Here is a 277-nt window from a genome sequence, read left to right on the forward strand (position 1 = left end):
AGGGCACAAACATTCCAACGCTTCCTACGCAGGGGAATCTGCCTGAGCAGGCTGAGGTGTATGAATACACGGGAGCCTACACCTATGGGACGCAGGATCGGGGTGATGCCCTGTCAAAAATCCGCATGGAAGAATGGGAATCGCGGGCAAAGCGGTTTTACGGATCAGGCGGTGTGCGTGGTGCGGATGCGGGTCGCTGGTTCGAACTAGACGACCACCCCGGCCATGCAGCAGATAACCAGCAAAACCGCCAGTTTGCGATTATCGAAGCCGCCTG

1 protein-coding gene is annotated in these 277 nt (G+C 57.4%); it reads left to right on the forward strand.

The annotated features are described in order from the left end of the window. Positions 1–277 (forward strand): phage late control D family protein (locus tag FQ705_RS04575; RefSeq protein WP_186307789.1); only part of this gene is annotated, 277 nt, incomplete at both ends.

It is taken from the genome of Paraburkholderia sp. BCC1884 (assembly GCF_900996225.1).
Classification (GTDB): Bacteria; Pseudomonadota; Gammaproteobacteria; order Burkholderiales; family Burkholderiaceae; genus Paraburkholderia.